We start from the raw sequence: 23,180 nt of genomic DNA, 5'->3' as shown, positions 1-23,180 counted from the left end.
CCAGCACGCCCACCACCGGGTAGCGCACGCCCCTGCGGGCTCTGGGGTCGGATACCTTGGCCAGGACATCGAGCAGACTCTGGCGCGACAGGACCTCGATGGGGCAGGATGGCATAGCGGCGTGGCCTCACCTTCGAGGAATGCAGGACTGTTTAAGCACTATCCATCATCTCCCAGGCAGGCCACGCCGCAACCCCCGCACCCCCAGAACCCGCCATCACCCCAGGCCAGCCCCACAACAAACGACTTTGCCGAGCCCCTGACGCCCCAACTCAGCGATTGGCGGGACGTTCTTCGTCCGCGCCGCTTGGCCGGCATACACGAACGAGGTCGCACCATTCTTGGAGAAGCCGGCTCCGGCAAATCCTCTCTTGTCCGCCGGATTGCGCGCGAGGCAGCGCAGGCCGGTGATTGGACGACGCCGCAGCTGCGCATCCCTTCAGGTACCGATCCGCTTAAAAGAGTGGCCTCCGCGCTCCTGGACTTGTCGTCCGCGGCGGGACTCGCCACTGCTCGGGAGAAACGCATCGCTCACTTACTGCACAGGGTTGAGACGGTTGCCGCTTCTGGTATTTCACTGTCCGTACGGCCCGCGGAGGGCCCTGAGCCGTACACCACCTTGACCGACCTGCTCATTGAGATCGGCCGGGCGGCAATCCGCAGCGGTGACGTCATGGTGGTCATTCACATTGACGAGGTGCAGAACATTAGTGACGAGAATGCGCGCTCGCAAATGCTCATTGCCGTGGGGGACGCCCTGACCCATGATGAGACCGTGAGCGTTCCCGGTGGTCTGCGGATCGAGCGAGGACTCCCGATCGCCGTCTACCTCACGGGCCTGCCCGAGTTCGCGGATATGGCCGGCGCCCGGACCGGGGCCACCTTCGCGCGCCGATTCCAAACCACGACCCTGGACGCCATTGACGACGCCGCTCTCATGGCTGCTCTTCAGCCCTTCGTCACCGCGGGCTGGCCAATCACGGGGCGCGACGGCGGCCCTGAGCGGGTGTTCATGGAGCCGGCCGCGCAACGGGCCATTATTGAGCTCGCCCACGGAGAACCGTTCCTCTTTCAACTCGCCGGACAACGCGCTTGGTATGCGGGAGTCGACAATCTCATTACGAGGGAGCACGTCGAAGCCGGTTGGCGTGAAGCCGCCCCCGAAGCTGAAACGCATGTCCATCGCATTCTCGATCGACTGCCCGAACGGGAGCGGCAGTTCCTTGAGATCATGGCGTCTCTCGCGCCCGAAGAGCGCACCCTGAGCACCATCGCGCAGCGCATGGGCTATGCGAAAACGACCGATGCGGGACCGACGTCGCAGCGCCTGGACCTCGCCCGCGGAATCATTCGACGTGGCAGGCCCTACAGCTTTCAACACCGCGCCGTCGAGGCCTACCTCACGTCACAGTGGCCCTGGTGAGCCCGGACGAGGCCCTTGGCGTCTGTCGGAGACCCAGCACGCCGGCGGGTGCCGACAGCGGCGGGAGCGGAGTTCAGGGCCGCAACCCGATCGGACACCGACCAGGGCTAATGCATTTCTCCGGTGACGCAGCGGCCTGTGATGCACGGTGTGTCGCTCTGCTCACGTAGACTTCGAAGTGCCCGACCGGCATGTGCCCTCGGGTTGTCGTCCGAGGAGAGTAGCTTGTCTGGGTCGTCCATTTTCGATCAGCTTCAGGCTGATCACTCGGCACTGTCAGAGGTCGCTGAAGGAGGCTATCCGCATCCTGAGCGGACGCGGGTGATTGCTGTGGCCAACCAGAAGGGCGGGGTCGGCAAGACCTCGACGGCCGTCAATGTGGCCGCAACCCTGGCGGAGGCCGGACTTCACGTGCTCGTTATTGACGCCGACTCCCAAGGGAATGCGTCCACGGCGCTCGGGGTGGAGCACGGCGATGACGAAACCTCGATTTATGACGTTCTGGTAGAAGGGGCGCCAATAGAGGACGTGGTGGTGCAGACCGAGTTCTCTCCCACTTTGTGGTGCGTGCCGGCCACTATTGACGTGGCCGCGGTGGAGATTGACCTCATTAATGCCGCAGATCGAGAGTCGCGCCTGCGCCTGGCACTGCGAGAGTATCTCCAGGGTCTGGAGGAGAAGGGCCAGCCGAAGATCGACTACGTCCTCATTGACTGCCCTCCCTCCCTGGGCATTATGACGATCAATGCCTTTGTGGCGGCCGGGGAGGTACTGATCCCCATGCAGGCCGAGTACTACGCGCTCGAGGGCCTGGCGCTGCTAACACGCTCCATAAACAGGATCGCTGAGATTCACAACCCGGGGCTGGATGTTTCCATGATCGCCCTGACCATGTTCGACAAGCGCACGACTCTTGCCCGCGAGGTGGAATCCGAGGTGCGCACCTACTTCCCGCGGGCAACATTGGACACGAAGATCCCACGGTCCGTGCGCGTGGCCGAGGCCCCTTCATTCGGGTCGCCGGTCGTCTTCTGGGATCCACGGTGCACGGGGGCCGTGGCGTACAAGCAACTTGCGCGAGAAATTGCACTGCGGGGTGCACCTAGCCAAGCCGTCACTGAGGAGGCGTGAGGATGGCACAGAAGAGGCGAGGGCTCGGCCGAGGATTGCAGGCACTGATTCCGGAGGCTCAGGCGGAGGCGCCTGCTCGACGCCCCTCGGATGTCTTCTTTCCGGAAGCCGAACAATCGGCAACGGAGTCGGAGCGGGCCGAGGACAAAACGAACAGCGGCGAAGGTGCCGCGGAGACCTCGGGGCACAGGAGTTCAGACGATATTGCGGCGACATTATTGGCGCCGTCGCCTCGTTCTCGCCCCAGAAGGGGGAAGAGGCCAGCTTCCACCGGCAGTGTTTCACGTGAAACCACGCGCTCCCAGGGCGCGCAGAGGACGGCGGGTGAATCGGCGTCGGAGCGACGCCGTCAAGGTGGAGCCGCATCCGGCGCGGCGGCGGCACGACGGAAGCAGCGTTCTCCTCGGCGCGAGGAGGTCGAGGCTATTGCCGCTCAAGAACCCGCGGCTCCTGTGGCAGTGGAGTCACCAGAGTCGTCCGAGGCCGGCGACGAAGGGCTCGTTCCCGTGCCTGGAGCCACATTCGCCGACCTTCCCGTGGAACTCATTGCCGCCAACCCGCGTCAGCCGCGTCAAGTCTTCGATGAGGATGAGACGGCGGAGCTGGCGGCGTCCATTAAGGAAGTTGGGCTGCTCCAGCCGATTGTGGTGCGGCGGGTGGAGAACCACGAGGAGGGGGCCGCCTATGAGCTCATTATGGGTGAGCGCCGTCTGCGCGCGGCCAAAGAGGCGGGGATGGAGACCATCCCCGCCGTCGTTCGTTACACCGAGGACGAGGATCTTCTGCGTGACGCCCTACTGGAGAACCTGCACCGGGTTCAGCTCAATCCCTTGGAGGAGGCGGCCGCCTACCAGCAACTGCTCGACGACTTCAACTGCACGCACGCCGAGCTCTCGGCTCGGATTGCTCGTTCTCGCTCACAGATTTCGAACACGCTGCGACTCATGAAACTCCCGCCATTGGTGCAGCGAAGGCTGGCGGCAGGTGTCCTTTCGGCTGGTCATGCCCGCTCGCTGCTGGGCCTACCTGACTCGGCGGCCATGGAGCGCGTTGCACAACGCATTGTGGCTGAGGGCCTGTCCGTGCGGGCGACAGAGGAGATTGTCGCTCTTTACGACGAATCGGGGGCGGGCTCGGGTCGCAAAGTGATGCGTGCGCGAAGCACGCCTTTACCGGCTCTATCGACGCGGCTTTCGGATGCCTTCGACACCCGGGTGAAGGTGACACGGGGCGCGAAGAAAGGGCGCATTACGATTGAGTTCGCCGGCGAGGATGATCTGGCTCGAATAGTCTCCGCCCTCGCTCCCGGGGTCTCCCTTGATGAGGAGTAGAAGATCTTTCGGATAGAGCGGACTGTGTGAACGGGGTGCCCGGGTCTTCAAACCCGGGCACCCCGTTGTTTCACGTGAAACACAATGGTGAGGGTTTGGAGTGTTGACAATGGCGACAGCGTGGTTGTGCAATGGATCGTCAATCGACGACGGTTGGGGCGCAGATGGCGTCTGGGAATGAGCCCGTACTTTCAGGAGCCGCCGAGGACGCCAAGGCCGGGAACGGCGACTACGGATGATCCAGCGCCTTCAGGGACGGTCAGGGAGCCTGACTGCTATCGAAAGACAGTGCTGGCACCGGGGGTGGAGGAGACCGGCGAAGGCGCTTGACCGTGAGGCTGCAGAAGATCTCGTCGTGACGTTCGAGGGCGAAGATGGCCACCGGTGACGGGTGGACGAGGTTGCACCAATGGCGATTGTGCGGGCGGAGTCGAGGCACCATGACGGCCTCAGTGTGGGTGAGACGGATAGTCCCGAGCGCGATAAGGCCCGGCAGGCAGAGGGACCCAGCCGGTCTTTCCGCTTCACCATGGCTCTCAGGAAACCCTGCCGCCTAGGAGAGGACCAAGGAGAGGTGCCCACCGGAATGGCGCAGACAGTCTGAACATACGTGATAGCCACGTGTTTCACGTGAAACAGACCATCCGATATATCTCTAACCGTAGGGTACTGCGTAGGAAAACAGTGAAAGCGGTCAGGTCCGTCTCGGCCAGGGTGAGCATGTCTCTGATCTCGGCGAACGGAGATACCAGAGACGCAGCGACGTGTGTGACGTGCTTGTGGATCTCGATGAACGATGGACCCCTGCCGAACGGTTCGGGTGAAGATCGTGGGGTGAGGGTATTGAGGGCCTGACAGTGAGCCGAGCCAATCGTAGAGGCGACGCTCGTGGGCGAAATGCGCCCGACGCCGCTGCCACGAGGTGTGCCGGGCGAAGTCGCCTTGAGGGTGGCCCTGATGCCCGAGTGAGTGTTACTGGCGACCAGCGCGACTCTGGGGGACGTGCTGGGTGGATGTCTTCGGGCCCCACTGACGCCAAGGGTGCAGGAAATTCCCAAGGTCGATATCTTCGTCTCCTGCGCCCGTGTTCGGAATCTGCTTGCGTTCTTGAGCTGAGATTGCCGGCGGCGACTACCGGCTCCTTGTGGACCGCCTAATGCGGGACCCGAATATTGAGGCAGGTAATGTCGAGGTACAAGCGGGGGAACCGAATGTAGGCCAGCCGGCGGGAGCCGAATTCGCCGGCACAGTCATTGGCGGCTTGGCGTAGCCTGGACGCCGTGGCCTTAGAGGCGCTGGAGTTGTCGCTCAGTGCTCGCACCGGACCACTGACTTTGCAGGTGGATATGGGCTGGATCCAGGCTTGATGGATCGCCGCGTATATGGTCTTAGCACCCATTTGCAGGGAGTTGAGTAGCGAGTGGAAGAACGGGCTCTCTCGCGGGCTGAGGGTAGCCGGAGCAGATCGGGATTCTTCGGGCCCCGCATGTCGAGCCCTCCCGCGGGCCGGCGATGACCAGATCCGCGCTCCCACCCCGCTATAGACCCGAGTCGACAGGCATGAGGCCCGCGGGAACTGCCATCGCATCACGGAACTCAGACCGGGCTACTTTCCTGAACGCACATGGTTATCCATGTTTCACGTGAAACACAGCGACGTGAAACGCGGCGACCCGACGTATCTCTATCTGCGAGTGGCATTGCGGAGAGCACCATGAGAGCCCAAGTCACCAGCGCGATTCTCGTGGCCGAAGGGTTCTCACGAGGCGCAGGCGGTGCGGATCTGGCCGTTGTCGACAATGACGTACGGCTTCCACGTGCGAATCCTGCTGTCATCAATGAGGCAGGCTTGGACGGGCGCCGTATGAGGACCGCTTGTCATAGGTCGCGCAACCGGTGCCGCGATCATTACGCCGGACACGATCGCAGCAGCGGCGTCGCCGTGACGCTGAGGTTCATGGAGACGCCGTAGGAGTGCGCATGGGCCTGCAACCCGCCTAATCCTCCCTCGCATGAACGGCGTGGGAGGGACCGACCTGGGCGTTTTCACAGTCCCTTCGATCAGGTATCTACAATTTTCATAATCTCATCACCCGGGAGCAAGAGAATCGGGCGCTCACGACATGGGCGCTGTACGGCCGTCGCCAGTCTCCGTTCAACCGCCACCGATATCAACAAAGGCGAGCTTTTAGTGGATCTAGTCCGCCCATACCGTGCGACGAGGTTCCAACAGCACAGGACACCAACCGAAATGAAGGTCGAGCCGGAGGGTGAACGATTGTCTATGTTTCACGTGAAACACTGGGGAGGATCTGAAGGACTGGGGTCAAGGCGCATACCTACTGCCGTCAGGAGGGCTGTCGCCATCTGACACAGAGTTCCTGGAGTCGGAAATGCAACACGGCTTCTAGGGAGCGCTCATCGGATTCACTTGGACTATGCCACTGCGGAACGTCGGAACATAGCGGGCGGCCAACCCGGCACCGATGGCATGCAAAGCGATGCATGGCCTGAAGGCCCATGGCCTGAAGGCCGTGCCTCCGGCAATGCGGCGTGAGCAATGCGGCGCGGAATGCGTCCGACCAGAGTCCGACCCCCTACTCATGATCGGCATCTCATCGCCATTGTCAAGAGTGACGAGGTCGCCGCCAGGCCCCCCTTCTCATGGTCGCCATGTCTCTAGCAGCACAGGGCGATGAGGTTGCATAACAGTAGACGGTCAATCGAGATATGACTGGGAGTAGTCAGCAGTGCGCCGAATCCGCCCTGCCCCATGGAATCCGAGCAACCCGTGCGTCTCGCCAACGGACCGGGAGGCCGGGAACTCGAATCGACTCGCATTCAGTATGAACGGGCATCCATCCTCCCGCATCGACGGCATGGCACCACCCTGCCGCCAAGCATCCGCTGGCACCGTCACAATGCTCTATGAGGGAGTAGATGGATTCCAGAACCGCCCATTCATGTTTCACGTGAAACATGACCATGCTCCTGTGGTTTCCATTGAGATGGGACGACACCTCGTCCATTCGCTGCCATTGCGGTGCAGTGCTCACTTACCAGCGATTCACTTCACGCGTTCTGTTGAGCGATGGAGAGGAAGAAGCCTACACCAGTTCCTTGGAGTCGGCCCTGGACTCCTTTCGACAGAGATCAGCGACTCTGCTTGGATAAGAACCGGACCGATTGCTCGGAGGCTCAAGAGACGTTCGAAGTAAGTCTGCGACGCCCAAGGAAACGAGATCGCTGCCCGTCGAGCGCTATGGCGCCAAGAGACCTCCGTGGTCATTGGTGGGGTAATGTTCCCCGCGCCATCCGGCCAGGTGATCCCGGAGACTGCGCCGCATCCCTTTCGGGACTACTCCCCCCGACCGGACCGTACGTATTCAATCCTTAACGCCCGCATGGCGTACCGCAGAACCGCAGGCGGATGTTTCACGTGAAACACTCCGGGTTCTTCCCGGCATGGGATCGTCTGAGTCTGGAAAACCTCAGTGCAAGGGGGCGTGAACCAGAGCGTCATAGAGGGCGGGCAGATCGCCGTCAGCCTCAGCGGCCAACGGGAAGAGCGAGGTCTCCGTCATCCCGGGGACCACATTGACGTCTATGAACCACGGCGTGCCCTCCTCGTCGAGGATAATGTCCGTTCGCGAAAGGTGTCCTAGGCCGAGTGTGGTGTGAACACGCAGGGCAGTGTCTTGAACCGTCTCGAGGAGTTCAGGGCTCAACCTAGCGGGCACGAAGTACTCCGAGCGGCCCGGGTTATAGCGCGCATCAAAGTCGTAGCTGCCTTCAAAGACCACTTCTACGGGTGGCAGTGCACGTGGTCCGTTGCCGGTGTCGACCACGGAGAGCGCAATCTCGGTTCCAGGAACGTAAGACTCAATGAGAGCGCGCTCATCGTAGGCGAAACAGGCCACCATGGCCTTGCGCAGCTCGTCGGCATTGGAGGCCAGGGAAACACCAAGACCTGAACCGCCCTGGTTCGGTTTGACGATCACCGGCAGCCCCAGATGCGTTGCCACAATGCTCAGGACCTCTTGAGCTCCCAGCTGGCTGAAGTAGGCCTTGGGTAGAGTCACTGAATCAGGGGTGAGAACACCACCAGTCCTCACTGTCGCCTTAGCCGTGGGTTTAAAAGAGGCGCGCTGGCAGCCATCGGAATGAGTGCCGACGTAAGGCAGGCCCATGGCGATCAGCAGATTCTGGAGCCCGCCGTCCTCTCCGGGACCACCGTGCACCGTCGGCCAAACGACATCGGGTCCAAAGGCCCTCAGTGAAGGGATTGTGCGAGCGTCGACATCAAGAACCAGTACGGTGTGCCCGAGGTGGCGTAGAACCTGAGCGAGCCGGTTACCGGAGCGGAGTGAAATATCGCGTTCATGGCTCAGCCCCCCTGCCAGAATGGCGACGCGAAGGGAGTCGTGGGAAGACGTAGTCGGGCTCATGGAGGACTCCTTAGATCTGGTCCGGTGCGGGGGCAATGACGCCAACGGCGTCGTTGGAGTGAGTGGGACCGAACAGTCTGACCAGCTCGAGGTCCTGGAGAACCACTTCAGAGAGGCGGTGAACGCCCTCGCGGATCTCAACCGGCTCCGGGTAGCAGAAGGAGAGTCGTACGTGGTCGCGACCCGAACGGCCCCCGGCGTAGAAGGCGGTTCCCGAGACATAAGCGACCAGATTGGTCACTGCCCGCGGCAGCATGTCCTTGGCGTCCAGACCATCGGGCAATCCCACCCACACGTAGAAACCTCCGTCAGGAACATTCCAGGTGCACATGGGCATGAACTCCTCCAAGGCCGAGACCATGGCGTCTCGCCGTCCCCGGTACATGCCCCGGAAATCTTCAATCTGCTGTCGCCAGTCGAAGCGGTCCAGGTACATGGAGATGGAGTACTGCCCCACCGACGATGGGCAGAGGATGGCCGCCTCCGAGGCGAGCTTCATCTTCTCCCGAACAGGTGGCGGAGCGACGGCCCAACCCACACGGTAGCCCGGGGCGAAGATCTTGGAAAAAGACCCGAGGTAGACGACGTCGTTGGGGGCCAGAGTCTTGAGCGCCGTATAGGTCTGGCCCTCAAAGCCGAGCAGCCCGTAGGGATTGTCCTCGATTATGAGGATGTGGTGGCGCCGGCAGATCTCAATGACTTGGGGGCGCCGCTCCTCGGAGAGGGTAACGCCAGCGGGGTTGTGGAAATTGGGCAGGCAGTAGAAGAACTTAACGCTCCTGCCTTCGCGCTCCAGGCGGTCAATGCGCTCCTCCAGAGCCTCGGGAACAACGCCGTCGGCGTCAATGGGGATCTGCTGGACGTCGGCCTGGTAGGTGGAGAAAATTGACAGCGATCCCACATATGTCGGAGCTTCAGCGAGGATGACGTCGCCGGGATCGATAAACAGCTCGGTGATAATGTCGACCGCCTGCTGAGAGCCGGTAGTGATGACTATGTCTTCAGGATCGGCAATGACACCCTCGAGGGCCATGACCTCGGGGATTTGCTCTCGCAGGCGCGGGAGCCCCTGACCATTGCCGTACTGAAGGGCCCGTCCCCCGTCCTTGCGGATCATGCGGGCTGTAGCCTCAGCGAGTTGATCGAGTGGGAGTCCCTTGAGATTGGGCATGCCTCCGGCTAGCGAGACCACCTCCGGGCGAGAGGCGACGGCGAAAAGCGAGCGCGTCTCCGAGGCGCGCAGGCCATGAGCTCGGGCGGCGTAGCTGTCCAGCCACGGATCGAGTCGGTTTCCTTTCACCTGCTGTTTGTCGTCAGTCACCGGAGGTCCTTCCACGGGGCGCTCGCCCCTCGACGCCAAGTCTGCCACGTTATCCAGGGCGACTGGGACGGGCATGTTTCACGTGAAACATGCCCGTGCCGAGTGATCATTGTGCGGGCGCGACCCGTGGTGCGATTGCCGGGAGTCCCCACTGAATTCAGGTGAAGATGCCCGCCAAGAACCATAATGGGGACGGTGAGGTACGGCCGGCCGCAGCGGCACTGCCCGCCGCAGCTGGGCGTGCGTAAAGGAGATGGACACAATGACTACTCAGGGTGGACAGAGGTCAGAACGCACGGAGACCGGGAGAACGGAGCTGGAGAAGCTGGACGCAGGTGAGGTCTACTGGTTCCTGGACCCCCAGGTAGCGGCCCGCAAGGAGTCGGCAGTGCTGGGTTGCCGGCGGTTCAATGACTGCGATCCTGCGGATGTCGACGAGCAGACGCGAATCATTAAAGAGCTCTTCGGGTCCACGGGCGAGGCCATATCCCTGCAGCAGCCTTTCCGCTGCGACTACGGGAAGAACATCCATGTGGGCGAGGGCTTCCTGACCAACTTCAATGTCACCATTCTCGACATTGCGCCAGTACGAATTGGCGACTACTGCATGATTGGGCCGAACACGGTGATTACGACGGTCAGTCATCCTCTGGAGCGAATGGGCCGTCGACGCATGCAGGCTCAGGCCTCTCCCGTCACCATTGGGGATGACGTCTGGCTGGGCGCGAATGTGGTCATCCTGCCGGGGGTCACCATCGGTTCCAATGTCGTCGTCGCAGCAGGAGCGGTAGTCACCAAGGACGTGCCCAGCAACTGCGTGGTTGGCGGCGTGCCCGCCAGGATCCTCAAGACGCTCCCGGAAGAGTCCGTGGAGCAGTAGTCGATCACGCGAGGGATGGGGGGTCGCTGCGGCGAACGGCGCCCCCCATCCCTCATCGGCAGCCGAGCTGCGCGCGATGTTTCACGTGAAACACCGTCATGAGCCATGTAGCGCGTGCTCTTCAATAATCTGACGCAATGGGGCTTCCTCATTGGGGATAGTCGTCACGTGCTGAGGCATGGCGAGCAGCGCAAGGAGAGATTCTGGCTGCTCCTGAGGGCTGCCGAGCGCCTCCGCAATCGTCTCAGGAAACTTGGCCGCCTGAGCGGTCTCCATAACCACAGTAGTAACGCCCGGCTCCAGGAGGCGCAGGGCGACGGTTACTCCGTCGGCCGTGTGAGGGTCAATGAGACTGCCGTCCGCGGCATGAACGCGGCGAATGGCTTCGAGGCGATCCGCGTGGGTGGAGGTGCCGGAAATGAAGCCGAACTCCTGTTCCATGCGCTCGAGGTGCGCGGAGAGGTCGATCGAGCCGCTGGTCTCCACAGCGGCCCACTGCGAGGGAAAGTCCTGCGCACCAAGCAGCTGCCAGATAAAGCGCTCCAGATTGGAGGCCTTCGAGATGTCCATGGAGGGGCTGGAGGTCGCCAGGGTCTCGGCCGCCGGACGGGGCCGGTAGATGCCGGTGCGGAAGAACTCGTCGAGGACATTGTTCTCATTGGTGGCCAGGATGAGGCGCCGGATTGGCACCCCCATGCTCCTGGCGAGATGGCCGGCGTAGATATTGCCGAAGTTTCCCGAAGGCACCGCAATATCAATGCGTACGTCCTCGCAGGCGGCGTCAACGAGCCCGTCCCCGACTCGAAGCCAGGTCCAGACGTAGTAGACCACCTGCGCGGCAATGCGACCAATATTGATGGAGTTGACTGCACCCAGGGAGTGAGCCGCCTTGAACTCGACATCATTGTTGAGCGCCTTGACGAGATTCTGACAGTCGTCGAAGACACCGCGTACAGCAATATTGTGAATATTGCCCTCCGGAATCGAGTACATTTGGGCGCGCTGGATATCACTCATTCGGCCCGCCGGGGAGAGCATGAAGACCGTGACGCCCTCTTTGCCGCGGAAAGCGTGCTCGGCGGCTGAGCCGGTGTCCCCGCTGGTGGCGCCCAGAATATTGAGAACCTGCCCCGTGCGCTGAAGAACATAGGGCACCGCCTGTCCCAGGAACTGCATGGCAAGGTCCTTGAACGCCATGGTGGGGCCCTCGGACAGGCCGGCCAGCATCAGGCCGCCGACCCCGGGCAGCGCTCTCAGCGGCACCACCGGTTCCGGGAAGGCGTCAGGCCCATAGGCGGCTGCACACAGCTCGGTGAGGTCGTCACGTGGAATATCCGTGGCGAAAAGGCCAATGACCTCGGCGGCGAGTTCGGGGTAGCTCAAGGGGCGCCAGGCCTCCAGGTGCGCACCGCTGAGGGTCGGCAGGGAATCTGGGACGGCCAATCCGCCATCAGGGGCCAAGCCTGAAAGGAGAACATCGCAGAAATCGGCCGGAGCCATGCCTCCGCGCGTCGAGACGAACTGCATGAAGAGCCTTCCTATCGGGTCACGGGACTGCTCGACGGTGCGGCCTCGGTCTGGCGCCGCTCCACTACCCGTGGATGTGGGCACCATCCTACGAGTGCTGTGGGCAACCGGCTGAGCCGCATGCCAGGAGAAGTAATGGCCGCGTCTTGGTCTTCGCGGCGACGTGTTGCCGCGAAGACCAAGACGCGGCCATTACCACAGCGTGCAACCTCTGTGGTTCTGGCCGCCGTCAGCGGTGGTCAGTGGTTTTCACGGCTCCTAACCCACGGCTCGCTTAACCTCCGACGTCAAGGAGTCTTTGGTTCGCGAACCGGCGAACTGGTGGTACACCTCGCCATTGCGCACGACGGCGAAGGTAGGAATGGACATGACGCCGAAGGAGCGCGCCGTGGACGGGTTGTCGTCCACATCGATCTTGACGAATTTGACTTGGCCGTCCATCTCGGCGGCGACTTCATCAATGACTGGCGCCATCTGACGGCACGGCCCGCACCAGGGCGCCCAGAAGTCGATCACCACCGGCAGCTCGGAATTAAGAACCTCTGTTTCGAAGGTGTCATCTGTGACAGCAATAGTGGCGGACATGGACAACTCCTTATTGGATTCCTTATTGGATCGGGAAGCGGGCTCAGGGCCGCAGAGTCGTGAGGTAGTGCTCGGCGTCGAGCGCCGCACGGCATCCTGACGCGGCAGCGGTCACCGCCTGCTGGTAGTGGGGGTCGGCGACGTCACCACAGGCGAAGACGCCCGGGATGGCGGTGCGCTGGCTTGGTGAATCCACCTTGATGTAGCCGGCCTCATCGAGGTCCAGCACCCTGGCCACCAGCTCGGAACGCGGAACCTGGCCGATGGCCACGAACAGGCCGGTGGCTGCCAGATCGCGCCGCTCGCCAGTGCGCGTGTCCTCCAGAGTCACCGACTCCAGGGAGTCCCGGCCGTTGAGTGCGACCACCCGGGAGTTCCAGGCGAAGACGATCTTCGGATCGTTCATGGCGCGCTTGGCCATAACGGCGCTGGCGCGCAACTCATCGCGACGGTGCACCACCGTTACCGAACGGGCGAAGCGGGTGAGGAAGGTGGCCTCCTCCATGGCTGCGTCCCCTCCGCCGACCACGACAATGTCCTGATCCTTGAAGAAGAAGCCGTCACAGGTTGCGCAGTAGGAGACTCCATGGCCTGAAAGCCGCTCCTCGCCGTCCAGGCCGAGCTTGCGATACTCGCTGCCCGTGGACACAATGACCGTCCGGGCCTGGTAGACACCGCTATCGGTGGTGACGCGTTTGACGTCGCCGGTCAGCTCCATGGCGGTGACGTCCTCGTAGCGGACCTCGGCCCCGAAACGTTCTGCCTGCTCCTGCATCTGCCCCATGAGATCGGGACCTTGGACGCCGTCAATGAAGCCGGGGTAGTTCTCGACCTCTGTGGTGTTCATAAGGGCGCCGCCGGCAGTGACCGAGCCGGCTAAGACCAAGGGCTTCAACTGGGCCCGGGCGGCGTAGATGGCCGCGGTGTAACCGGCCGGGCCAGAGCCGACTATGACAACATCGTGGACCATGACTCTCCTGTGTGGACGGGGGAACCTTCATGCAGTACGCCATCCAAGACGCATCTGTATAACTTCTAATGAAAGAAGTACATTCCCTGCGTGATGCCTATTTTAGTGTGATCTCCGAGATGGTAATCTTGTTCTGTCCATCGGAGGCGGTGGGCAGCTCCGTGACCCAAATCACAATGGATTGCGTCTCCGTGGCGTCAAAGGAGAAGGTCGTCGTACCCGAGGTGAACGCGCCTTCGGCCAAGAGGGTTCCGCCCTGAGGGTCTTGCGCGCTCGTGGCACGGATTTGGACGGCGCCGCCCGACCCCGTCCCCTGCATTTCGATTGAAGAGACGGCAGCCGCCTGCTCGAGGGTCACGGCCACCCCGATTCCCTGCTTCCAGGACAAGGAGGGAGAGGTGTAGTAGCGGGTGTGCCACTCGGTGGCGGGATCCCCATCGATCATGGCGCTGCTGAGCTCGGGATGCTCATTGTTGTCCCCGTAGGGGTCCAGCGACTCCACTCCGGAGATGACAATGGCGGCGGGTGCCGCCGGCTCCTGGTTGCCGGATTGGCCGCTCGTGGCCGGGGCGCTTGCGGAGGGCACCGTCTTGGCGGCAGGGACGTCGTCGTCGGAGAAGGGAAGATCCGCTAGCTGGAACAGGTTGGCCACCGCGTAGATCACACCGACCACGGCCACGAGAACCAGCCCCGCGAGAATGACCACAGTGGTGGTAAAGCTCGCCGAGCGAACAGAGGCGTCCTCTTCGCTCTCGTCGTCGGCGTCCGGTGACTGCTCCGCCGCCGGATCGACCAAGGAGAAGAACTGGGGCTCGGAGACGGAGGTCCGCGCCTCGGCCAGAGGGAGGGCATCATTCAAGAGCGGGGCTTTGGGCTCAGGTGCGGCGGCCTCCACCGGGGCATGGGCGTCCGGCTGTTGGGGCATTGGAGAGGCCGGTGGTGCGCCGGCCACCTGCTGCTGGAATGCGTCGGGCGCTGGGGCGGGTGATGCCTCGGGAGCGGCTTCGGCCGAAACAGGGGCGGCTTCGGCCGGTGCGGGAGCGGCTTCAGCCGGAGCTGGGGCGGCTTCGGCCGGAACCGGAGCGGTCTCGGCCGGAACGGGGGCGACCTCTGCCGGAGCGCTGGCTGCAGCAGGCGCACCGGCCGCAGCAGGAGCGGCAGGTGCATCGGCCGCTGTGGGGGCGACGGGCGCGCTGGGCGCCGGATGCGGTCCGGCGGCCGGGGCGGGCGCTTCCATGGGCGGAACGCCAACGGCGGGCGGCTTTGCGGGCTGAGGAGCTGCTTGTCGCCTCGCCGCCATGCGGGCCCGCAGGCGGGTCACCGCCCCGCGCAGGCCGCCGAGCACCGCAGCACCCGCCGAGGATGCCGCTGCCATGATCGGCGATGACGCCGTCGTCGTCGGGGCGGTCGGCGGAGCCTGGGGTCCGGGGTCGGGCTCAGGGATGGGCCTCGGCTCCTTGACCAGGCCCACCAGGCACGAGGAGTCCCACACGGACAAGGAAGCGGCCACCTCGGCGGCGGACAGCGGAGGCGCAGAGCCCCAACAGCGAGCCGCAAGGGCGTCGAGATCCTGGTCGGCCTGATCCCAGTCGCTGATGAGGGCCGACGGTCGCACAGGCACCCCGTCAGCAGTCGGGGCGGAGGGCACCCCCGGTCGTTTGCCCGGCCAGCGGTGCGTGAGCGCGTAGTACATGACCTCTACCAGCGCCCGGGCGTCAGCACGATCGGGCGCCAGGGGGTCGGAGCCGGCCTTCTCCTCCAGACCCAGTATGGCCGACTCAATACCCACGCCGAGGACCTGAACCCCGTCCTTGTGGACGCGTATGGAGTCGGCCGAGAGGTTGAGGTGGTGCAACCCGCGAAGCGAGGCGGCATCGAGCGCCTGGGCGGTCTCACCGACAATGGCCCGCACCTGGGCCGGGGTCAGGCCGGCTTCGACGAGCTCGACCAGGGGGCGGCCGCTGGCGGGCTGGGTGACGATGAAGGGCGTCTCATCCCGCTCCACGTCGTAGACGCGTTGAACGCGGGTGTCCTCTACGAGGATGGCGCGCGAGGCCGCCTCAAGAACATCCTCGCGGTGCGGGGTGGCGTCAGTGAGTGTGAGAATCGTGACCTCACGGTCCAGAATCGTGTCCCGACCCAGGTGGCGTATCACGCGCGGCAGCGTCGCGGACAGGGTACTCACGACCTCATAGCGGCCAGAACCGATCGGTTTCGCCTCGTTCATGCGGCCGGCCCCTCCCGTCTGCTCCTGACCCGTCCTGTGGATGCCCATGGTAGCTGGCTGCACAGCGCGTGCAGGATCGACTGCCTCAACTTGCTGTGAGGCCAGGGTCGCCGAGGGCGCTGTGTCCATGTCGGCGGGACTCGACTCGGGCCGGTGCTCCGGTGAGGGGGCGTCGGGGCGCGACGGTGCCTGCGGCGCACTGCCGGTGGTGACGGGCGAAGCCGACTGAGCGGGCGCGGCGCCATCGGCCTCCTGTGAGACCGGGGTTCGGGAGTCGCTCTCCGGCGCGGCGGCGGGCGACGAGGGGACGGACGAGCTCAGGGCGGTGGCCAAAGCGCTCGCAGCTCGGCCCACTGGCCCGGGCAGCGACCGACCCGCCCTCGCCAGCAGCCGGGAGAGGGGCACGAAGAAGACCCTGATCTCCTCCACACGGGCCATGCGGGCCACCGCGAAGTAGATCACGGTCATAATGGTGGCAATGACGACGATCTGCACCAGGGCGTCCAGGGCGCGCGTGCCGGTCATGGAGCCGTCGGCCTGGCCCATGAGGGCGCGCAGCCCAATGCCGACCACGGCGGCCGGCAGGGACGCTGCATACAGGCGCAGGTGAGTGCTGAGTACACGGCGCCCATCAATCCCCGGGATGTGGCGTCGCACGAGCGGGGTGACCACAATGCTGCCGGCCACTGTGGCCACGGAACTGCCGGCGGCCGCCCACACCATCCAATGGTCGGCCGGCGCGAAGTTGTAGGCGATAATCGCCAGGATCACCGGCACGATCCCCACGGTGGCGTCGGCGCGCAGAAGCCGCCGAGTGTCGGCGTAGGCGAGCATGACCCGCTGCGTGGTGAACCAGAAGCCCTGCGGAACGATTCCCAGGGCGAGGGCGACCAGCACGGGGGCGGAGGCGGTCGCCTCCGCCAGGGAGATCGAGGGGACGAAGGCCTGGAGCGCCGGGGTGGCCAAGACGGAGATGCCCACCGAGGCGAGCACCGTGAACACCGCCACCGAACGCAGTCCCAGGGACAGGTCGTCGCGCACGCCCTCGCGGTCCCCGGCCGCCGCCTTCTCGCTCATGCGCGTGAACAGGGCCGTGATCACCGACGTCACCACCAAGGACTGGGGCAACATGTAGACCAGGAACGCGTTATTGAACATTGTGGTCGAGGGCACGATCTGGCCGGCGTAGGCGGCCGACTCCGCGGCAGTCAGAGCCCGCGAGCCGAGGTTCGTCGTCGCCAGGTCCCCCAGGCCCACGACGAACACGCCCAGCAGCGCCCACATGGCCACCTTTGAGGCATTCCCCAGGCCAATACCGCGGACCCCGAAGATAATGCGGGGCTTGAACCCCGAGCGGCGCAGCGGGATGTAGAGCACCAGGGCCTGGGCCACAATGCCCAGCGTCGTGGTGCCCCCAATGAGGGCAATGCGCGCCGGCGTCCAGGCCGATGGGTCCTCACCGGCCGCATACCGCCCATAAATATTGATGTATGCCACCAAGAACCCAATGGATAAGGCATTGTTGAGCACCGGCGACCACATGTAGGGCCCGAACACGGAGCGGGCGTTGAGCACCTGCCCCCACAGGGCGTACAGGCCGTAGAAGAAGATCTGGGGCATGCACCAGAAGCCGAAGGCGAAAGCCAGCGGCAGCCAGCGATCGAGGCCGGGTGCGTACAGGAGGATGACCAGCGGCGCCGCCGCTGTGAGCACCACGGTCACGCCCAGGAGCAGGCACCCGGCCGCCGTCAGCAGGCGGTTGACCAGCTCATCGCCATTGCGCTGGCGCAGCGCCCGCACGATCTGCGGGACCAGGACGGCGTTGAGGATCCCACCAATGAGGAGGTTGTACATCCAGGTCGACAGAGCATTGGCCGTGTTGAAGGCGTCGGCGGCGCCCGAGGCCGTCGCACCCAGGGCCATGACCACCAGGGTGTTGCGAACGAAGCCGAGGATGCGTGAGACCAGCGTCCCCATGAGCATGACCGTGCTGGAACGGGCCAGTGAGGCTGGTGCCTTACCTGGGGTCTTCTGGGTGTCCTGCTGCGTGCTCACGCAACCTCCTGAGGTGTGACAGGGCGTCGACCCCGCTTGACGGTGCGGATGACGCCGACGACGAGCATGAGAGCGAGCACGGCCCCGCCGATGCGGGTCCCCACGCTCTCCCAGTCGGCCCGCACTCGCATATGGACAGTGGCAGGTGCGCCCACCTCGGTGCCATCGGTGGCCAACAGGTGGACGGTGAGATCAATATTGCCCGAGCCAACCGCCCGCACCGGGACCGAAGCGGTCGCCGAGCTGTGCGCGGGCACGGTCACCACCACGGCGCCGTCGGGCTGGAGCCGCTGAGAATCCGAGGCCAGCGAGACCACGACCGTCACGTCCTGGTCCAGGGAGGAGACGATCCTAATGGGCAGGGCGGCTGAGGCCGCAATGAGATTAATGGTGCTCGACGGCGCGGCACTCAGTCCGTTGGCGACGGTCCGCGCGGCCTGGGAGGCGGCCTCCAGCTGCATGGAGCGGGCCAGGGGATCAGGGCGCCAGGACGCCGAGGCGGTAATGGCCACCAGGTCAGTCGTCTCACCGAGAAGGGCCTCCGGGTCGGAGAGAACCGAAGCCACTGAGCCCAGGTGCGCCTCCACCTGGCGGGCGCTCCCCAGCTCGGTGGCCCCCAACTCGCCCTCCTGAACAACGGCGGCGGGCAGGGCGGTGCGCGCCGGCCCTTCCTCAGCACCCAGGGCCCAGGCGTTCTCCACGGCACCGCTCAGGGTCTGAGGTGTGGTCCACGCCATGTCCTTGAGTGCGCCCAGGCGCAGGGCCAGCACCTGCGGATCAACGGAGGCGGCCTCCTGACGATCCACAACCACGATCACGTCGCGGCCCAGTGCCGGCGCCTGTCGGGTGATGATGGCGGTGTGCGCCCTCAGTAGCTGACGCAGGTCGAGTTCGCTGAGTTCAGTCGTGCCCTCCGAGGTGGTCAGCGCCCCGGACATTGTTGCGGACAGGCCGGCGTCGGGGATGAGCACGGCCCGTTCCCCGACCAGGCTCAGCCCCGAGGGCGTGTACGTGAGGTCGTCCTCCGGAGCCAGGTCCCCGGGGGCTGCGATCACCGTGTTCACCGAGGCGGGAAGCGCGTCCATGGTGGCGGCGTCCAGCGCACTGCCCGCCGGCCAGGCCGTCGTCGTCCATGCCCCGGCGGCGGCCGTCCCGGATTGGGCGGCACGCGTGACAGCCGAGTCAATGAGGCCCTGTTCCTGAAGATGAGCCAGGGCGGCGACATCGGCATCCGCCCAGGGCAGGGCAACCACATCGCCGGCTTCGGCGGCCCGCTGGAGCCGAGAGGCCAGGTCCTCGGGCTTGCCCGCAGCAGCGGTCGCGGCGGCGGAGGCGGTCGGCGTGGGTGCTGGGGTCGGCGTGGGTGTCGGGGTGGTCGAGCCCGGGGTTTGCTGCTGTGGGACCTCAACGCCCAGGGCCTCCAGGAGGGCCGGGTCAACGGCCAGGACGACCCCCTGGCCGGCGAGGTCCAGCAGGCCCTCGACGCGGGTGCGCACCGCGGCGACCCGCGTCGACTCGGCGGCCTCGCCCGAGTCCTGGGCACCGGCCGTCGGGCTCGCGGTGGGGGAGGCGGAGGGGGTGGCCTCCTCCTCCGCCTCCGAGGAGTCCATTGCCATGGTCACAGCGGCCAGTTCAGCCGGGGAGGCCGTCACCGGGACCACAGTCGTCACCCGGCTGGGCGCTATTCCGCTGACGTCCCCCCACACCAGCAGGGTGCGGTCGGTGGCCAGCGTCGAGTGACCCTCGGTCAAGGCCACCCGGATGCCCCGCGGGCCCCACTGGCCGGCGTCGGACAGGGGCAGGCTGCTCGCGCTCACAGTCACCGAGAAGTCCTGGGAGGCGCCGGGCCCGACCTCTGCGCCGAGATCCTCTATCAAGACAGTGACCATGGAGGTATCGCGCTCCCCGGCCAGCCACGAGGAGAGCTGGGAGCCGGCGATCTCAGTGCGGTCCTGGACCTGGACGACCAGGGCCGCACTGGAGATGGGCGCCTCTGTGCCATTGGTCACCGACCCCGAGATCTGAAGGTCCTGGCCACTGGAGAGCACCTCAGGGGCCAGTTCATGAACCGACAGGGTGACCGCCCCTGCGACCAGTGGAGCAGTGTGCACCGCCTGGCCGGGGGCGGTCGACGTGTCGCCCGAGGCGAGCACCGCCTGTGTGGGGGCGCTGCCCGGAAGAGCATGAGGCGTCGGCGCTCCCGGGGTTAAGAGACTTGAGGTCAGGGTGTCGCCAATGGGCGCCAGGACCAGGGCGAGGACGAGAACCCCGAGGAGCCCGCCCAGGGCGAAGGCCACTGAGCGGCGCCTGCGGGGCACGACGCGCCTTCTCATCCGTCCCCCACCAGGATGGCGCGGGCCGCGGCGACAATACGCCGCTCATTGGGGTAGGCCAGACGGCGGGAGACCTCATCGAGGGGCACCCAGGCCACGTCCTCGGCCTCATGGTCCGGATCGTTGGCCGTTGTCAACGTGCCGCCGACCGCCTCCAAGAGGAAGTGGTGAACAACCTTGTGGACCCGGTGATTGTCCCCGGCGAACCAATAGTCGATGGTGGCCAGGTGGCGCAGCACCCGGCCCGTAATGCCCGTCTCCTCCGCGATCTCGCGGACGGCCGCCTGCTCCGCGGTCTCATCGCCCTCCAGATGGCCCTTGGGCAGGCACCACTCCAGGCGGCCCCCCCGATTGCGTCGCGCGATCACGGCCGTGAACGCCTGTCCGTCCTGAACGTCAACGACCAGGCCCCCGGCGCTGGTCTCATCGACCACCGGAAGACTGCGCGAGCCGGGCCGGTGCGAGGACGCACCGGCGCGGGGCTTGCGAGTCCGATGAGAGGGCATAGGGACACTCTAGGCGGTGAGTGGCTGTCGAGCCCTGCGCCGTGGCGGGGGCCGGTGGCGTCGCCGCGCCCGGCCCGACATGGCAGGCTTGTCCTGATGATCACGCGCCCCAACACGACCTCCCTCATCCCCGAGTCCTTGAACGGGCCTCAGGCCACGGAGCAGCCCGACGCATCGGGCCTGACGCCCGTGGCTCACCGCGCGCTCGCGGACCTGCCCGCGAGCCTAGCCGCTCTCGGGCACGCCTTCACCCGTGCCGGCCATGAGATCGCCCTGGTGGGCGGGCCCGTGCGCGACGCCTTCCTGGGGCTGGTGCCCCACGACCTGGACCTGGCCACCTCGGCGCGCCCCGAGGAGAGCGAGGCGCTGCTGGCGGCCTGGGGCGACGCCTGCTGGGACGTCGGCAAGGACTTCGGCACCATTGGGGCGCGCAAGGGCGAGGCAGTTGTGGAGGTCACCACCTACCGCACCGAGGCCTACGAGATGGGGTCGCGCAAGCCCGCCGTCGCCTATGGGGACACCCTGGCCGGGGACCTCACCCGCCGCGACTTCACCGTCAACGCCATGGCCCTGCGCCTGCCCGAACTGGAGCTGGTCGACCCCCATGGCGGCCTGGAGGACCTGCGCGCCGGGGTTCTGCGCACCCCGGTGCGTGCCGCCCAGTCCTTCGACGACGACCCACTGCGCATTATGCGCGCCGCCCGCTTCGCCGCCCAGCTCGGCTTCGACGTTCAGATGGATGTCATGGCCGCCATGGAGGACATGGCCCACCGCCTGAAGATCGTCTCGGCTGAGCGGGTGCGCGCCGAACTGGAGCGACTCGTGCTCTCCCCCTGGCCGCGGCGCGGCCTGGAGCTCATGGTGCACACCGGCGTATGCGACATTGTCCTGCCCGAGCTCGCGGCCCTGCGCGAGACCGCCGACGAGCACCGCCGGCACAAGGACGTCTATGAGCACACCCTGACGGTCCTGGAGCAGGCCATGGCCCTGGAGACCGGGCCGGAGGGGCCCGTGCCCGCCCCGGACCCGGTGCTGCGCCTGGCCGCCATCATGCACGACGTCGGCAAACCCGCCACCCGTCGATTCCTGCCCGACGGCAGCGTCACCTTCCACGGGCACGACCACGTGGGCGCGCGCATGACCGCCAAGCGCCTGCGCGCCCTGCGCTTCGACAAGCAGACCGTCAAGGACGTCGCTCGTCTGGTGGAGTTGCACATGCGCTTCCACGGCTACGCCGAGGCCGGGTGGTCCGACTCGGCGGTGCGCCGCTACGTCACCGACGCCGGGCCCCTGCTGGAGCGCCTTCACCGCCTGACCCGAGCGGATGTGACCACCCGCAACCGGCGCAAGGCCGCCATGCTCGCCCACGCCTATGACGACCTGGAGAAGCGCATTGCCGCCCTGCGCCAGGCCGAGGAGCTGGCCGCGATCCGCCCGGACCTGGACGGCGAGCAGATTATGGCCGAGCTCGGGGTGGGACCGGGCCCGGTCGTGGGAGAGGCTTACCGCTTCCTGCTGGACCTGCGCATGGAGAAGGGGCCCGTGGGCCAGGAAATGGCCCGGGAGGCCCTGCGCTCCTGGTGGGCGGCCCGCCAGGGCTGAGACGGGAGGGATCTGTGGCAGGCGCCTACCCGGCCGGACCGCCGTCGGCCGTTTTGCGTCAGTGCTCGGCGGCCTCGGGCCGGGGCCGGATGTAGAAGCAGTCCGGGAAGCGCATAGCGACAGCCTCCCAGCCCTGACGGCGCGAGGGCATGCGGCGCAGCGAGAGCGCGGAGGCGCGGGTCACCTCCCACGACTGCGAGCTGGGCTCCAGGACGTACTCGCCCGGTGCGAGCGCCGCCAGCTTCCAGCCCTGGCGACCGGCCTCGTTGAGGGCGGCCACCTCCTCGACGCGGGACAGGCCCCGCAGCACACGGGTGCCCGCTCCAGGGGAGGCGACCGGTCGAGACCCGAAGCGCTGCTGGACGGCCTGACGGGAAACACCCAGGTCCTTGCCAATGCGCGACCAACTCGCGCCCTGCTCATGAGCCGCCCGCACCGCCTGGGCCTGCAGGTCCAGGGCCGTGGCGGCGATCTCCCCCAGGGCTCCGACGACTGCGAGCAACTGGTCGGCGTCCGGTTCGCTTTCCGGGGGCAGGGCGGCCCGGCTCGCCGCGACCCGCGAGATTTCGGCTGCCAGGTCGGGGTCGTGGGTCATGACCGATACCGGTCAGTGCGCGGCCGACCGGAGACCAGGGCGCTGACCCAGGTGACGATCAACCAGAGAGCATAGGAGATCAGTGCGACACAGCCCACGAAGGCCGACGGCCTGGGGTCGACGGCGACGGCCCAGCCGATCAGGAGGAGGAGCAGGAGGGGGACGGTAATGCGGACGGCTCGGATTTTCGTTGAAGGACTCATGCGTCAAGTTTAAGTTGATACATACGCAGGTGTCAACCTTTGC

General features: G+C 65.6%; 16 protein-coding genes. 5 read left to right on the top strand and 11 right to left on the bottom strand.

Annotation, left to right across the window (positions count from 1 at the left end; all coding sequences use genetic code 11):
• The first annotated feature begins 259 nt into the window (after nucleotides 1-259).
• The 3 genes from EUC46_RS06190 (at nucleotide 260) to EUC46_RS06180 (ending at nucleotide 3,885) form a co-directional block, all read left to right on the top strand.
• Nucleotides 260-1,423 carry an AAA family ATPase gene (locus EUC46_RS06190; protein WP_128773322.1) on the top strand — a complete coding sequence of 388 codons (1,164 nt, stop codon included), beginning with the start codon at nucleotides 260-262 and terminating at the stop codon, nucleotides 1,421-1,423.
• 225 nt (nucleotides 1,424-1,648) lie between these two features.
• A complete protein-coding gene (locus EUC46_RS06185; RefSeq protein ID WP_128773312.1) occupies nucleotides 1,649-2,554 on the top strand; it encodes a ParA family protein in 906 nt (301 codons plus the stop codon).
• Between the two features lie 2 nt (nucleotides 2,555-2,556).
• Nucleotides 2,557-3,885, top strand: coding sequence for a ParB/RepB/Spo0J family partition protein (locus EUC46_RS06180; protein ID WP_128773311.1), 1,329 nt, complete (start codon nucleotides 2,557-2,559; stop codon nucleotides 3,883-3,885).
• Nucleotides 3,886-5,038: 1,153 nt separating this feature from the next.
• Here EUC46_RS06180 and EUC46_RS13440 read toward each other — a convergent pair.
• From EUC46_RS13440 to EUC46_RS06160, 3 genes are all read right to left on the bottom strand, one after another.
• On the bottom strand, nucleotides 5,039-5,473 hold the full coding sequence (locus tag EUC46_RS13440) for a transposase (RefSeq protein ID WP_128773310.1): 435 nt from the start codon (nucleotides 5,471-5,473) through the stop codon (nucleotides 5,039-5,041).
• A gap of 1,903 nt (nucleotides 5,474-7,376) precedes the next feature.
• Complete coding sequence (locus tag EUC46_RS06165; RefSeq protein WP_128773308.1) at nucleotides 7,377-8,333, bottom strand: D-alanine--D-alanine ligase family protein; 957 nt, start codon at nucleotides 8,331-8,333, stop codon at nucleotides 7,377-7,379.
• A 10-nt stretch (nucleotides 8,334-8,343) separates the two neighbouring features.
• Complete coding sequence (locus tag EUC46_RS06160) at nucleotides 8,344-9,504, bottom strand: aminotransferase-like domain-containing protein (protein ID WP_421701399.1); 1,161 nt, start codon at nucleotides 9,502-9,504, stop codon at nucleotides 8,344-8,346.
• 412 nt (nucleotides 9,505-9,916) lie between these two features.
• On the opposite strand from EUC46_RS06160, the gene EUC46_RS06155 reads away from it, so the two are divergent.
• Nucleotides 9,917-10,534, top strand: a complete 618-nt coding sequence (locus EUC46_RS06155) for a sugar O-acetyltransferase (RefSeq protein ID WP_128773306.1) — start codon at nucleotides 9,917-9,919, stop codon at nucleotides 10,532-10,534.
• A 96-nt stretch (nucleotides 10,535-10,630) separates the two neighbouring features.
• Here the strand turns inward: EUC46_RS06155 and thrC are convergent, their stop codons facing one another.
• From thrC to EUC46_RS06125, 6 genes are all read right to left on the bottom strand, one after another.
• Complete coding sequence (gene thrC, locus EUC46_RS06150; RefSeq protein ID WP_128773305.1) at nucleotides 10,631-12,061, bottom strand: threonine synthase; 1,431 nt, start codon at nucleotides 12,059-12,061, stop codon at nucleotides 10,631-10,633.
• Between the two features lie 258 nt (nucleotides 12,062-12,319).
• Nucleotides 12,320-12,736: a thioredoxin gene (trxA, locus tag EUC46_RS06145; protein WP_338324468.1), complete on the bottom strand. Its 417-nt coding sequence runs from the start codon at nucleotides 12,734-12,736 to the stop codon at nucleotides 12,320-12,322.
• Nucleotides 12,690-13,616, bottom strand: coding sequence for a thioredoxin-disulfide reductase (gene trxB, locus EUC46_RS06140; protein WP_128773303.1), 927 nt, complete (start codon nucleotides 13,614-13,616; stop codon nucleotides 12,690-12,692). Before trxB ends, trxA begins: the two co-directional genes overlap by 47 nt.
• Nucleotides 13,617-13,713: 97 nt before the next feature.
• Nucleotides 13,714-17,898 carry a murein biosynthesis integral membrane protein MurJ gene (locus EUC46_RS06135; RefSeq protein ID WP_241655430.1) on the bottom strand — a complete coding sequence of 1,395 codons (4,185 nt, stop codon included), beginning with the start codon at nucleotides 17,896-17,898 and terminating at the stop codon, nucleotides 13,714-13,716.
• Entirely contained in the window at nucleotides 17,895-20,216 is a 2,322-nt protein-coding gene (locus EUC46_RS06130; RefSeq protein ID WP_128773302.1) for a DUF6049 family protein, read from the bottom strand. Before EUC46_RS06130 ends, EUC46_RS06135 begins: the two co-directional genes overlap by 4 nt.
• Before the next feature lie 11 nt (nucleotides 20,217-20,227).
• A complete protein-coding gene (locus tag EUC46_RS06125; protein ID WP_128773301.1) occupies nucleotides 20,228-20,737 on the bottom strand; it encodes an NUDIX hydrolase in 510 nt (169 codons plus the stop codon).
• A 96-nt stretch (nucleotides 20,738-20,833) separates the two neighbouring features.
• Here EUC46_RS06125 and EUC46_RS06120 point away from each other — a divergent pair, with 96 nt between their 5' ends.
• Entirely contained in the window at nucleotides 20,834-22,339 is a 1,506-nt protein-coding gene (locus tag EUC46_RS06120) for a CCA tRNA nucleotidyltransferase (protein ID WP_128773300.1), read from the top strand.
• Between the two features lie 58 nt (nucleotides 22,340-22,397).
• Here EUC46_RS06120 and EUC46_RS06115 read toward each other — a convergent pair whose 3' ends face one another.
• Nucleotides 22,398-22,934 (bottom strand): hypothetical protein, encoded by a 537-nt coding sequence (locus EUC46_RS06115; RefSeq protein ID WP_128773299.1) that lies wholly within the window; start codon nucleotides 22,932-22,934, stop codon nucleotides 22,398-22,400.
• Nucleotides 22,931-23,137 carry a hypothetical protein gene (locus EUC46_RS06110; protein ID WP_128773298.1) on the bottom strand — a complete coding sequence of 69 codons (207 nt, stop codon included), beginning with the start codon at nucleotides 23,135-23,137 and terminating at the stop codon, nucleotides 22,931-22,933. Before EUC46_RS06110 ends, EUC46_RS06115 begins: the two co-directional genes overlap by 4 nt.
• Between the last annotated feature and the right edge of the window lie 43 nt (nucleotides 23,138-23,180).

This window comes from Actinomyces oricola (genome assembly GCF_004104015.1).
In the GTDB taxonomy this organism is placed as follows: Bacteria; Actinomycetota; Actinomycetes; order Actinomycetales; family Actinomycetaceae; genus Actinomyces; species Actinomyces oricola.
This window is presented reverse-complemented; position numbering and strand designations above follow the sequence as displayed.